The sequence below is a fragment of the Aeromonas sp. INTO2 genome (genome assembly GCF_049860605.1).
Taxonomy (GTDB): domain Bacteria; phylum Pseudomonadota; class Gammaproteobacteria; order Enterobacterales; family Aeromonadaceae; genus Aeromonas; species Aeromonas caviae.
The window spans coordinates 2,279,745-2,292,551 of the sequence record NZ_CP187588.1 but is presented as its reverse complement, the minus strand read 5'-3'; the positions used below and the strand labels follow the sequence as shown (position 1 = coordinate 2,292,551).

Sequence of the window (12,807 nt, the reverse complement as noted above, 5' to 3'; positions counted from 1 at the left end):
AACCTAACAAATGCCACTCCTCGCCCTCAAAGCGTGTGAAAACAATAACTAACGTGCTCAATGGAGCTGAGTGGGCAAAGCCGTGAAAAACAAACAGAGACCTGTAAACCTCGACCTACAGACGATCAGCTTTCCTGTCACCGCCATCGCTTCCATCTTGCATCGTGTCTCAGGGGTCATCACCTTTGTGGCATTGGCCATCTTGCTGTGGATGCTTGGTACTTCACTCGCCTCTCCCGAAGGATTTGAATCGGTCGTTGCCATCATGGACAACTTCCTGGTCAAGTTCGTGCTGTGGGGGATCCTGACCGCGCTGGCTTACCACATCGTGGGCGGTCTGCGGCACCTGGTCATGGACATGGGCTATTGGGAAGAGCTGGAATCCGGTAATCAGAGTGCCCGTGTGGCCTTCGTGATCACCGCGGTTTTGGCGGTATTGGCGGGGGTACTGGTATGGTAACCAATTCTGCAACTTTCGGGCGCAGCGGTGTTCATGATTACATCCTGATCCGCGCCACCGCCCTCATCATGACGTGCTACGTCCTCTATCTGGTTGGCTTTGTCGCGTTCAACGACATCACCTACGAGGTGTGGACCGGCTTCTTCTCCAACACCTTCACCAAGGTCTTCACCCTGCTGACGCTCGTATGCGTCTTGATCCACGCCTGGATCGGTCTGTGGCAGGTGCTGACCGACTATATCAAGCCGGTCGGACTGCGCGGTGCGCTGCAGTTTGTGCTGGTGGTGGTGCTGTTTGTCTATGTGATGACTGGTTTCGTCGTGCTGTGGGGTGTGTAAGGTGACTATTCCAACTCGTGAATTTGATGCGGTCGTGATCGGTGCCGGTGGCGCCGGTATGCGCGCCGCGCTGCAGATTGCCCAGTCCGGCAAGAGCTGCGCCCTGTTATCCAAGGTTTTCCCGACCCGTTCCCACACGGTCTCCGCCCAGGGCGGGATCACGGTCGCCCTGGGCAATGCCCACGACGACAACTGGCAGTGGCACATGTATGACACCGTCAAGGGCTCCGATTATATCGGTGATCAGGAAGCCATCGAATACATGTGCAAGACCGGCCCCGAGGCCATCTATGAGCTGGAGAACATGGGCTTGCCTTTCTCCCGCTTTGACAACGGTACCGTCTACCAGCGTCCGTTCGGCGGTCAGTCCAAGAACTTCGGCGGCGAGCAGGCTGCCCGCACCGCGGCGGCAGCCGACCGTACCGGTCACGCCCTGCTGCACACCCTGTATCAACAAAACGTCAAGAACAAGACCACCGTCTTCTCCGAGTGGTATGCCCTGGATCTGGTGAAGAACCAGGATGGCCATATCGTCGGCTGTACCGCCATCGACATGGAGAGCGGCGAGGTCGTCTACTTCAAGGCCAAGGCCACCGTGCTCGCCACCGGCGGCGCTGGTCGCATCTATCAGTCCACCACCAACGCCCACATCAACACCGGTGACGGCGTCGGCATGGCGCTGCGCGCCGGGGTCGGCGTGCAGGACATGGAGTTCTGGCAGTTCCACCCCACCGGTATTGCCGGGGCAGGGGTACTGGTAACCGAGGGTTGCCGTGGTGAAGGCGGCTACCTGCTGAACAAGGACGGCGAGCGCTTCATGGAGCGTTATGCGCCAAATGCCAAGGACCTGGCCGGTCGCGACGTGGTGGCCCGCTCCATCATGATCGAGATCCGCGAAGGCCGTGGCTGTGACGGTCCCTGGGGCCCGCACATCAAGCTCAAGCTGGATCATCTGGGCAAAGAGGTGCTGGAATCCCGCCTGCCGGGCATCTGCGAGCTTTCTCGCACCTTCGCCCACGTGGATCCGGTCAAAGAGCCCATCCCCATCATCCCGACCTGCCACTACATGATGGGCGGCGTGCCGACCAGCGTGAACGGCCAGTGCCTGACCCAGGACAAGGATGGCAACGACGTGCCGGTTGTCGGTCTGTTCGCGGTGGGCGAGATCGCCTGCGTCTCCGTGCACGGTGCCAACCGTCTGGGCGGCAACTCCCTGCTGGATCTGGTGGTGTTCGGTCGTGCTGCCGGGATGCACCTGGTGGAGACCCTTGGCTCGATGGAGCACGGCGTGGAAGCCACCGACGCCGACATCGCCAAGGCGCTGGAGCGCTTCAACCGCTGGGAAAACAACCGTGACGGGGAAGACCCGGCACAGATCCGCAAGGACCTGCAGCGCTGCATGCAGAACAACTTCTCCGTGTTCCGGGAAGGGGATGCCATGGCAGAAGGGCTGGCCGAGCTGAAACTCATCCGCGAGCGTCTCAAGAACGCCCGTCTGGACGACACCTCCAAGGAGTTCAATACCCAGCGCATCGAGTGCCTGGAGCTGGACAACCTGATGGAGACCGCCTATGCCACCGCGGTGGCGGCGAACTTCCGTACCGAGAGTCGTGGCGCCCACAGCCGCTTCGACTTCCCGGAGCGTGACGATGAGAGCTGGCTGTGCCACAGCCTCTATCATCCGGACACCGAGTCCATGACCCGTCGCGCTGTCAACATGTCACCCAAGACCCGTGAGGCGTTCCCGCCCAAGGTCCGGACTTACTGATTGCGGAGCCAAGCACAATGAACGTCACATTCTCTGTCTACAGATACAATCCGGACGTTGATAACGTCCCGTATATGAAGGATTATCGTCTTGATATTCCTGAAGGTTCCGACATGATGGTGCTCGACGCACTGATCCAGCTCAAGGAGCTGGATCCCACGCTCGCCTTCCGCCGCTCCTGCCGCGAAGGGGTCTGTGGATCTGACGGTCTCAACATGAATGGCAAGAACGGTCTGGCCTGCATCACGCCGCTCTCGGATCTCTTGAAGAAGGGCAGCAAGGTCGTCATTCGGCCCTTGCCCGGTCTGCCGGTGATCCGGGATCTGGTGATCGACATGACCCAGTTCTACACCCAGTGGGAGAAGGTCAAACCCTTCCTCATCAACGACGAAAAACTGCCGCCCGTGCGTGAGCACCTGCAATCCCCCGAAGAGCGCGCCAAGCTGGATGGCCTGTACGAGTGCATACTCTGTGCCTGCTGCTCCACCTCTTGCCCCTCCTTCTGGTGGAACCCGGACAAGTTCATCGGTCCGGCCGGCCTGCTCGCCGCCTATCGCTGGCTGGCGGACAGCCGCGACACTGCGGCCAGTGAGCGACTGGGCAACCTGGATGACGCCTTCAGCGTGTTCCGCTGCCACGGCATCATGAACTGCGTGAACGTCTGTCCCAAGGGCTTGAACCCGACCAAGGCCATCGGTCAGATCAAGTCGATGTTGCTCAACCGGGCCGTGTAGTATCGGGGCCAGGGCGCCTTGCGCCGGGCCCGACCTCTGGATAGCCATCCCGCCCCGGGATGGCTATGACCCTACAAGCTGCAGTGCAGCGAACAAGATGTACAAGGGATAGAAATGCATAACGGCGTGATGAAGGCCTGGTTGGAGTCATCTCACCTGGCTGGTGCGAATGCAAGCTACATTGAGGATTTGTACGAATCCTTCCTGGAAAACCCCGACTCCGTTGCCGACGAATGGCGCAGCCTGTTCCAGTCGCTGCCCCAGGTCAACGGACATGCAGTAGAACAACCCCACTCCCAGGTTCGCGACTATTTCCGCCGCCTGGCCAAGGACTCCTCCCGTTACAGCGCTCCCGTCTCCGATCCCCAGGTGGATGCCAAGCAGGTTCGCGTACTTCAACTGATCAACGCCTTCCGTTTCCGCGGTCACCAGAACGCCAACCTGGACCCCCTGGGTCTGTGGCAGCGCGAGCCGGTCGCCGAGCTGGACCCGGCCTTCCACAATCTGCAAGGTGCAGACATGGAGGCCACCTTCAATGTGGGCTCCTACGCCATCGGTCGCGAGACCATGGTGCTCTCCGATCTGTATGCCTCGCTGAAGAAAACCTATTGCGGCAGCATCGGCGCCGACTACATGCACCTCACCTCCACCGAGGAGAAGCGCTGGCTGCAAGACAGGCTGGAATCCATCGAAGGGAAGGGCAACTATACCCTCGAAGAGAAGACCCGCTTCCTCGAGAGCCTGACCGCCGCCGAAGGGCTGGAAAAATACCTGGGTGCCAAGTTCCCGGGGGCCAAGCGTTTCTCCCTGGAAGGGGGCGATGCCATGGTGCCCATGCTCAAAGAGCTTATTCGCCGCGCCGGTGAGCAGGGTTGCAAGGAAGCCGTCATCGGCATGGCCCACCGTGGTCGCCTCAACGTGCTCATCAACGTGCTGGGCAAGCGCGCCCAGGACCTGTTCGACGAGTTTGCCGGCAAGCACGGCGAATCTTGGGGCACAGGAGACGTGAAGTACCACATGGGCTTCTCCTCCGACTTCGCCACCCCGGGCGGCAACGTCCACCTGGCGCTGGCGTTCAACCCGTCTCACCTCGAGATCGTCAACCCCGTGGTCATCGGCTCCGTGCGTGCCCGTATGGACCGTCGCGGTGACAAGGACGGCTCCAGCGTCCTGCCCATCACCATCCACGGTGACTCCGCTATCGCGGGGCAGGGGGTCGTTGCCGAGACCTTCAACATGTCCCAGACCCGAGCCTATGGCGTGGGCGGCACGGTGCGCATCGTCATCAACAACCAGGTAGGCTTCACCACCTCCTATATCCGTGACCTGCGCTCCACCGAATATTGCACCGACATCGCCAAGGCGGTGCAGGCCCCTGTGCTGCACGTCAACGGGGATGACCCGGAAGCCGTGGTGCTGGTGACCCAGATTGCCCTGGATTACCGCAACACCTTCAAGCGCGACGTGGTGATCGAGCTGGTCTGCTACCGTCGTCACGGTCACAACGAGGCCGACGAGCCGAGCGCGACTCAGCCCCTGATGTACCAGAAGATCAAGCAGCACCCGACCCCGCGCAAGATCTACGCCGATCAGCTGATCGCCGAAGGAGCCATCGCGCCGGAGCTGGCCACCACCCTGGTCAACGACTATCGCGACACCCTGGATCGGGGCGAACGGGTGAGCAAGGAGTGGCGCCCCATGGAGCTGCACTCCGTGGACTGGACCCCGTATCTGGGTCACGACTGGGCCATGGCCTATGACAGCACTGTGCCCATGGATCATCTGAAGGCCCTGGGTGAGCGCATCAGCCAGTACCCGGCCACCCATGTGCTGCAACGCCAGGTCGAGAAGATCTACGAAGACCGTCGCCTGATGGCCGCCGGTGAGAAGCTGGTGGACTGGGGCTTTGCCGAGACCCTGGCCTACGCCACCCTGGTGGACAAGGGCTCCCGCATTCGCTTCACCGGGGAAGACTCCGGGCGTGGCACCTTCTTCCATCGCCACGCCGTGCTGCACAGCCAGACCGATGCCAGCACCTACACCCCGCTGTGCAACCTGCATGACGAGCAGGGCCCGTTCGAGGTGTACGACTCCGTGCTGACCGAGAACGCGGTACTGGCGTTTGAATATGGCTACGCCAGCGCGGAGCCGGCCGGTCTCACCATCTGGGAAGCCCAGTTTGGTGACTTCGCCAACTGCGCCCAGGTGGTGGTGGATCAGTTCCTCTCCTCCGGCGAGCAGAAGTGGGGCCGGATGTGCGGCCTGACCATGCTGCTGCCCCATGGTTACGAGGGTCAGGGCCCGGAGCACTCCTCCGCCCGTCTGGAGCGTTACCTGCAGATGTGCGCCCAGCACAACATGCAGGTGTGCGTGCCCTCCACCCCGGCGCAGGTGTTCCACATGCTGCGTCGCCAGGTGGTACGCCCCATGCGCCGTCCGCTCATCGTGATGACGCCCAAATCCCTGCTGCGCCACCCGCTGGCGGTGAGCAAGCTCGAAGAGCTGGCAGAGGGCACCTTCCAGAACGCCATTGGCGAGATCGATGCGCTGGATCCCAAAGGCGTCAAGCGCGTGGTCTTCTGCTCCGGCAAGGTCTACTACGACCTGCTCGATGCCCGTCGCAAGGCCGAGCAGCAGGACGTGGCCCTGGTACGGATCGAGCAGCTCTACCCCTTCCCGGAAGAGGAAGTGCGCGCCATCCTGGCCGATTACAGCCATGTCACCGACTTCGTCTGGTGTCAGGAAGAGCCGCAGAACCAGGGCGCCTGGTACAGCACCCGTCATCACTACGACAGCGTGCTGCCAAGCCATGCCCGTCTGCGTTATGCCGGTCGCCCGGCGTCGGCTTCACCGGCCGTCGGTTACATGTCCGTCCACGCCAAGCAGCAAAAAGCCCTGGTGGAAGACGCCCTTACCCTGGAATGAACGAGTTGTGGATGAGAGGGCCCGTGTCGGGACCCTCTCTGACCTGGAACAAGCCTGCTGGCCAAGAAGTAACAAGGAACTGATTACATGACTATCGAGATCAAGGTACCGGACCTGCCGGAATCAGTGGCGGATGCCACCATCGCGACCTGGCACAAGAAACCGGGTGATCTGGTTGCCCGTGACGAAGTGCTGGTTGACATCGAAACCGATAAAGTCGTGCTGGAAGTGCCCGCGCCGGAAGCCGGCGTACTGGGCGACATCCTGCAGAGCGAAGGGGCCACCGTGCTCTCCCGCCAGCTGATCGCCATGCTTAAGCCGGCCCCCGTTGCCGGTGAAGCGACCAGCGAGAAGCCGGTGGAAGCCGTGGCCGATGACGCTGCCGATGGCCTGAGCCCGTCCGTGCGCCGCATGGTGGCCGAGCACGACATCGACGTCGCCAAGCTGACCGGCACCGGCAAGGGGGGTCGTGTCACCAAGGAAGACGTGGAAGCCTTCATCAAGAATCTGGGCAAGGCTCCCGTGGCTGCGCCGGCTGCTGCCGCTCCTATGGCTGCCGCACCGGTTGCCCCGCTGGCCGGTCGCACCGAGAAGCGTGTGCCCATGACCCGTCTGCGCAAGCGCATCGCCGAGCGTCTGCTGGAGGCCAAGAACACCACCGCCATGCTGACCACTTTCAACGAGATCAACATGGCGCCCATCATGAAGCTGCGCAAGCAGTACGGCGAGATCTTCGAGAAGAAGCACGGCATCAAGCTCGGCTTCATGTCCTTCTATGTGAAGGCCGTGGTCGAATCCCTCAAGCGCTACCCGGAAGTGAACGCGGCGCTGGACGGTGACGACATCGTCTACCACAACTACTTCGACATCAGCATCGCCGTCTCCACCCCCCGTGGTCTGGTGACCCCGGTGCTGCGCGACTGCGACAACATGAGCCTGGCGGACATCGAGAAGGCCATCAAGGATCTGGCCGGCAAGGGCCGTGACGGCAAGCTGACCGTGGATGAACTGACTGGCGGCAACTTCACCATCACCAACGGCGGCGTGTTCGGCTCCCTGATGTCCACCCCCATCATCAACCCGCCCCAGAGCGCCATTCTGGGTATGCACAAGATCCAGGACCGCCCCATGGCCGTCGACGGCAAGGTCGAGATCCTGCCGATGATGTACCTGGCGCTCTCCTACGATCACCGCATCATCGACGGCCGCGAGTCCGTGGGCTTCCTGGTCTCCATCAAGGAGCTCCTGGAAGACCCGACCCGTCTGCTGCTGGATGTCTGAGCAAGCGTGACTGAAAGATAACGAGGGGCCGCCCAGGCCCCCCCATTCACAGGGGATTGAGAAACACGAGCCCCGGACGGAAATACCTACAACACGGATAGAGCATCTATGAATCTGCATGAATATCAGGCAAAACAGCTGTTTGCCGAGTATGGCCTGCCGGTCTCCGAAGGTTATGCCTGTGCCACCCCGCAGGAAGCGGCCGAAGCGGCCGACAAGATTGGCGGCAACACCTGGGTCGTCAAGTGCCAGGTCCACGCCGGTGGCCGCGGCAAGGCGGGCGGCGTCAAGCTGGCCAAGAGCAAGGACGAGATCCGCGCCTTCGCCCAGAACTGGCTCGGCAAGAACCTGGTGACCTATCAGACTGACGCCAATGGTCAGCCGGTTACCAAGATCCTGGTGGAGTCCTGCACCGACATCGCCAAGGAACTGTACCTGGGCGCCGTGGTTGACCGTGGCTCTCGCCGCGTGGTCTTCATGGCTTCCACCGAAGGTGGTGTGGAGATTGAGAAAGTCGCCCACGAAACCCCGGAACTCATTCACAAGGCTGCCATCGATCCCCTGGTAGGCCCGCAGCCTTATCAGGCCCGCGAGCTGGCCTTCAAGCTGGGTCTGGTCGGCGATCAGATCAAGCAGTTCACCAAGATCTTCATGGGCCTGGGCCAGATGTTCCTGGACTGCGACTTCGCCCTGCTGGAGATCAACCCCCTGGTCATCACCGACAAGGGCAACCTGCACTGCCTGGACGGCAAGATCAACATCGACGCCAACGCCCTGTACCGTCAGCCCAAGCTGCGCGAGATGCACGACCCGTCCCAGGATGACCCCCGCGAAGCGCACGCCGCCCAGTGGGAGCTGAACTATGTGGCGCTCGATGGCAACATCGGCTGCATGGTCAACGGCGCGGGCCTGGCCATGGGCACCATGGACATCGTCAACCTGCACGGCGGTTCCCCGGCCAACTTCCTGGACGTCGGCGGCGGCGCCACCAAGGAGCGCGTGACCGAGGCCTTCAAGATCATCCTCTCCGACAGCAAGGTACAAGCCGTGCTGGTCAACATCTTTGGCGGCATCGTGCGCTGCGACATGATCGCGGAAGGCATCATCGGCGCCGTCAAGGAAGTGGGGGTGAAAGTGCCCGTGGTGGTGCGTCTGGAAGGCAACAACGCCGAACTGGGTGCCCGTAAACTGGCCGACAGCGGCCTCAATATCATCGCCGCAACGAGTCTGACTGACGCAGCTCAGCAAGTGGTAAAAGCAGCGGAGGCCAAATAATGAGCGTTCTGATCAACAAAGACACCAAGGTGATCTGCCAGGGCTTTACCGGCGGTCAGGGTACCTTCCACTCCGAACAGGCCATTGCCTACGGTACCCAGATGGTCGGCGGCGTCTCCCCGGGCAAGGGTGGCACCACCCACCTGGGCCTGCCGGTGTTCAACACTGTCCGTGACGCCGTGGAAGCCACCGGCGCCACCGCCTCCGTCATCTATGTACCGGCCCCGTTCTGCAAGGACGCCATCCTGGAAGCCATCGATGCCGGTATCAAGCTCATCGTCACCATCACCGAAGGCATCCCGACCCTGGACATGCTGGACGTCAAGGTGAAGCTGCAGGAAACCGGCGTGCGCATGATCGGCCCCAACTGCCCGGGTGTCATCACCCCGGGTGAGTGCAAGATTGGCATCATGCCGGGCCACATCCACAAGCCGGGCAAGGTGGGCATCGTCTCCCGCTCCGGCACCCTGACCTACGAAGCGGTCAAGCAGACCACGGACGAGGGCTTCGGCCAGTCCACCTGCGTCGGTATCGGTGGCGACCCCATCCCGGGTTCCAACTTCATCGACATCCTGGAGATGTTCCAGAATGACCCGCAGACCGAAGCCATCGTGATGATCGGCGAGATCGGCGGCAACGCCGAGGAAGACGCGGCGGCCTACATCAAGGCCCACGTCACCAAGCCGGTGGTCTCCTACATCGCGGGCGTCACCGCCCCGGCTGGCAAGCGCATGGGTCATGCGGGCGCCATCATCGCCGGTGGCAAAGGCACGGCAGCAGAGAAATTTGCCGCCCTGGAAGATGCCGGCGTGAAAACCGTGCGCTCCCTGGCCGATATCGGCAAGGCCCTGCGTGAAGTGACCGGCTGGTAAGTCAGCCTATTATCTCTAATTGAAAAAGCCGCCCAATGGGCGGCTTTTTTATGGCTGACTATCTTAAATAGTAATCGGTGTTCGTGAATGTCAGAATGTATGGAGATGGTATTCACCTGACAGTTGCCCACAAAAGGGAGTGGTCATACGGCTTCAAACCGGATAACAAAACGGTACCCCTACCGTGTTATCCGGAGTCACCGTATGACCACCAACGAGAAAGTAGCACGTCGCAAACTCAGCCTGCTAGAGCTCGCCAAAGAGCTCAATAATGTCAGCAAAGCCTGCAAGCTCATCGGCTACAGCCGCCAGCAGTTCTACGAGATTCGCCGTAACTACCAGACCTATGGGGCTGAGGGCTTGCTCGACAAACTCCCCGGCTGTAAAGGGGCGCATCCCAACCGGGTCGCTCCCGAGATTGAACAGGCCATCCTCGATTACTCCCTCACCAGACCAACCCATGGCCCGCTGCGGGTCGCGCAAGAACTGGCTCTGCAAGGCATCAACGTCAGTGCGGGCGGTGTGCGTGGCGTGTGGCAACGTCACGACTTGCTCTCCAAGCATGACCGCTTGTTGCGCCTCGAGAAAACCCACAGGGAACAGACGATTGAGCTCAATGACGAGCAGATCCGCCTGCTCGAGCGCTTCAGCCCCGAGTTTCGCGAACGCCAAATTGAGGTTCACTACACCGGGGAACTGGTGGCGGTCGACACCTTCTTCGTCGGCGCACTCAAGGGGGTAGGCAAGGTGTATCTGCAAACCGTGCTGGACTGCTACAGCCGCCACGCCTGGGGACGGCTCTACACCAGCAAGCTGCCGGTGACCTCGGTTCATGTGCTCAACGAAACGGTCCTCCGTTCTTCGAAGCCCATGAGGCTCGGGTCTATACCATCTTGTCGGACAACGGGCGCGAGTTCTGTGGGCGCCCTGACCATCATCCCTACGAGCTGTTCCTGCAACTGGAGGGGATTGAGCACCGGACCACCAAGGTACGCAGGCCGCAGAGCAATGGCTTTATCGAGCGGTTGCACCGCACACTGCTGGATGAGCACTTCCGTATCAAGGGGAGGACGACCTGGTATGAATCAGTGGAGCAGATGCAGACAGACCTGGATAGCTACCTGGAACACTACAACACCGAGCGGCCACATCAGGGCAGGATGATGGAGGGTCAGACCCCCTACAGCATGTTCAAGAAGGGTCTGAAATTGATACCGAAGGAAGTGCGCACTAAAGTAGCGTAAACAAGACACCGGTTTGAGGCCGGTGTCAGGTGATAACTAGATCTGTACAGCTTCGCAAGTTCAGCAGATGAGGATATAACAATCATATCGTCGTTCTTGGTGCTTGGGTGAAACAATGAGGTGGTTTTTTCTGCTGTTTATCATGTTGCTTGTTGTTACCGGCAATGCAGTCATTTTTGATAGTTCATCCTCTACCAGAGTGATTGATTGGATTGCATTTAACCTGTTCCCGTTATCTCTGGTTTTATTCTGGTTTGGCATTTATTTTTCTGATGGCGATAAGCGGGCCCAGCTCTTTGTCATTGGTCATGCGTTGCTGGTCTTTTCTGCCGGCGCCGGTTTTGTGCTTATCGGTACCAATATTGTTTTGGCTGATTCATGTGAAATAATGACATTTAGTGGGAAAGCGAGTGGTCTCCTGTGGATATTTTCAAACTATATGCTGTCGATTGGTTATTGTCGGGAGCTGGGGGTTGGTATCGCTGTGTTCGGAGCTATTATATCTTATCCTAGCGTTAGATTGTTTTTAGGGTTGGTTCAATCACGTTAAAGCTTTTAATGACAAATAATGTATCTTTTAGCGAGGTGATGGTTTATTTTATCACTTCAGATAACTCCCTAACGAAGATGCCAACTTATTGGCTGAATTTATTAGGGAGTATATTTTGCGTGTCAGAGCTCGTTTCGTTCTTCGACCATAGAGACTTATGATTAGTTTTTACTTGCTGCGGATTGTAAGGGCGTCGTGGACTTATTCAGTTGTTTTGCTTTTCTTTTGTCTCTAACCCAAATAACTGAACCATTTGTCTTTTTCATCTCGAAGAGATCGATGGACTGGAATAGATCGCTCAGTTTTCTAAATCCGTAGTTTCGTTGATCAAATGAAGCATGGTTTGAAATGTGGTTGCCAATCTCGCCAAGCATGGCCCAGCCATCATCTTCGCCAATAGCATCTATTGCTTGCCTGAGTAAATTGATGAGTTTTGTGTCCCCCTTTATATTTTTACTTTGTTTTTGAATGGGTTGTTCCAGAGCCGGTTCTGCATCAAGATATAGAAATCGAGAGCAACTATTGACGAATGGTAATGGTGCTTTTCGCTCTCCAAATCCGATGACGAATTTTCCATCAGCAAGTGTTCTAGTAACTAAAGGTGTAAAATCACAATCTGATGACACAAGGCATATTATGTCAATGTGTTTTGTGTATATGACGTCCATGACATCAATGACTAATGCCATGTCTGTAGCATTCTTACCCTTTGTTAAATCAAATTGTTGTACTGGTTGTATAGCATAATCGTGTAGTACATCTTCCCATGGTTTAATATTCGGGTTTTTCCAGTTACCATATGCTTTTCTAATGTTTACAACGCCGTATCGAGCTAATTCTGAAAGAACAATATCTATCTTACCTGCCGGTGCATTATCAGCATCAATAAATACGGCTATTTTTTCTTTATCTTTCATGAAAGCCTCCGTGCATAAAATTATTTTATGAGCAGTGATTCCATTATACTACTTAGCCGTAGGTTCGAATAATGAAGCGTATTCGGACGTTCGGGAAATGTATTATGCCACAAGCGTCTCCAGCCACCAGTGACAAACAGCCCAAGATTGTTACGCTGCTGCAACTAAGTTGGCTAATGCTGTTGCGCTGGTGAATCAATCCTGCCGCTGTTTGGGGCAACCCGCTGGCCACGCTGGTGGCCAATGCCCCCCCGATTTGAGGCAAAGTGCCAAGCCGAACTCAGGTTAGCTCCCGCTTATTGACCCTTGCACAACGTTCCTCGCTATCAGGGCTGGCTATCACTCGCGTCATAAAAATGCGGACCCAATAGTCTGCATGTTGCAGGCAAAGGCGCCGGGCTTACGGCATTTCGCTTTGCTCGCAGTGCATGGCAGGCTTAGCC

At 58.5% G+C, this 12,807-nt stretch carries 10 protein-coding genes and 1 pseudogene; 10 read left to right on the top strand and 1 reads right to left on the bottom strand.

Annotated elements, in window-relative coordinates; genetic code table 11:
• Window positions 1-70 precede the first annotated feature (70 nt).
• From sdhC to ACPW74_RS10800, 10 genes and pseudogenes are all read left to right on the top strand, one after another.
• Window positions 71-460, top strand: a complete 390-nt coding sequence (gene sdhC / locus ACPW74_RS10845; protein ID WP_029314418.1) for a succinate dehydrogenase cytochrome b556 subunit — start codon at window positions 71-73, stop codon at window positions 458-460.
• Window positions 454-798, top strand: coding sequence for a succinate dehydrogenase, hydrophobic membrane anchor protein (sdhD, locus tag ACPW74_RS10840; protein ID WP_010674495.1), 345 nt, complete (start codon window positions 454-456; stop codon window positions 796-798). The genes sdhC and sdhD overlap by 7 nt, the downstream gene beginning before the upstream one ends.
• Before the next feature lies 1 nt (window position 799).
• Complete coding sequence (gene sdhA, locus ACPW74_RS10835) at window positions 800-2,566, top strand: succinate dehydrogenase flavoprotein subunit (protein WP_029314421.1); 1,767 nt, start codon at window positions 800-802, stop codon at window positions 2,564-2,566.
• A gap of 17 nt (window positions 2,567-2,583) precedes the next feature.
• Window positions 2,584-3,300, top strand: coding sequence for a succinate dehydrogenase iron-sulfur subunit (locus tag ACPW74_RS10830; RefSeq protein ID WP_010674497.1), 717 nt, complete (start codon window positions 2,584-2,586; stop codon window positions 3,298-3,300).
• 114 nt (window positions 3,301-3,414) lie between these two features.
• A complete protein-coding gene (sucA, locus tag ACPW74_RS10825; RefSeq protein WP_010674498.1) occupies window positions 3,415-6,225 on the top strand; it encodes a 2-oxoglutarate dehydrogenase E1 component in 2,811 nt (936 codons plus the stop codon).
• Window positions 6,226-6,312: 87 nt separating this feature from the next.
• Window positions 6,313-7,506 carry a 2-oxoglutarate dehydrogenase complex dihydrolipoyllysine-residue succinyltransferase gene (odhB, locus tag ACPW74_RS10820; RefSeq protein ID WP_052816296.1) on the top strand — a complete coding sequence of 398 codons (1,194 nt, stop codon included), beginning with the start codon at window positions 6,313-6,315 and terminating at the stop codon, window positions 7,504-7,506.
• Window positions 7,507-7,614: 108 nt separating this feature from the next.
• Complete coding sequence (sucC, locus tag ACPW74_RS10815) at window positions 7,615-8,781, top strand: ADP-forming succinate--CoA ligase subunit beta (RefSeq protein ID WP_005300220.1); 1,167 nt, start codon at window positions 7,615-7,617, stop codon at window positions 8,779-8,781.
• Window positions 8,781-9,653 carry a succinate--CoA ligase subunit alpha gene (gene sucD, locus ACPW74_RS10810; protein WP_005300222.1) on the top strand — a complete coding sequence of 291 codons (873 nt, stop codon included), beginning with the start codon at window positions 8,781-8,783 and terminating at the stop codon, window positions 9,651-9,653. Before sucC ends, sucD begins: the two co-directional genes overlap by 1 nt.
• A gap of 204 nt (window positions 9,654-9,857) precedes the next feature.
• Window positions 9,858-10,897: pseudogene (locus tag ACPW74_RS10805) on the top strand (IS481-like element ISAs19 family transposase).
• Between the two features lie 142 nt (window positions 10,898-11,039).
• Window positions 11,040-11,447 (top strand): hypothetical protein, encoded by a 408-nt coding sequence (locus ACPW74_RS10800; RefSeq protein WP_125117235.1) that lies wholly within the window; start codon window positions 11,040-11,042, stop codon window positions 11,445-11,447.
• A gap of 161 nt (window positions 11,448-11,608) precedes the next feature.
• Here the strand turns inward: ACPW74_RS10800 and ACPW74_RS10795 are convergent, their stop codons facing one another.
• Window positions 11,609-12,364 (bottom strand): NYN domain-containing protein, encoded by a 756-nt coding sequence (locus tag ACPW74_RS10795; RefSeq protein ID WP_010674502.1) that lies wholly within the window; start codon window positions 12,362-12,364, stop codon window positions 11,609-11,611.
• Window positions 12,365-12,807 lie beyond the last annotated feature (443 nt).

Coding starts and splice junctions, on each gene's coding strand:
- ACPW74_RS10795 (WP_010674502.1), bottom strand. CDS start 12,364: ATGAAAGATAAAGAAAAAATAGCCGTATTTATTGATGCTGATAATGCA.
- odhB (WP_052816296.1), top strand. CDS start 6,313: ATGACTATCGAGATCAAGGTACCGGACCTGCCGGAATCAGTGGCGGAT.
- ACPW74_RS10800 (WP_125117235.1), top strand. CDS start 11,040: ATGTTGCTTGTTGTTACCGGCAATGCAGTCATTTTTGATAGTTCATCC.
- sdhD (WP_010674495.1), top strand. CDS start 454: ATGGTAACCAATTCTGCAACTTTCGGGCGCAGCGGTGTTCATGATTAC.
- sucC (WP_005300220.1), top strand. CDS start 7,615: ATGAATCTGCATGAATATCAGGCAAAACAGCTGTTTGCCGAGTATGGC.
- ACPW74_RS10830 (WP_010674497.1), top strand. CDS start 2,584: ATGAACGTCACATTCTCTGTCTACAGATACAATCCGGACGTTGATAAC.
- sucD (WP_005300222.1), top strand. CDS start 8,781: ATGAGCGTTCTGATCAACAAAGACACCAAGGTGATCTGCCAGGGCTTT.
- sucA (WP_010674498.1), top strand. CDS start 3,415: ATGCATAACGGCGTGATGAAGGCCTGGTTGGAGTCATCTCACCTGGCT.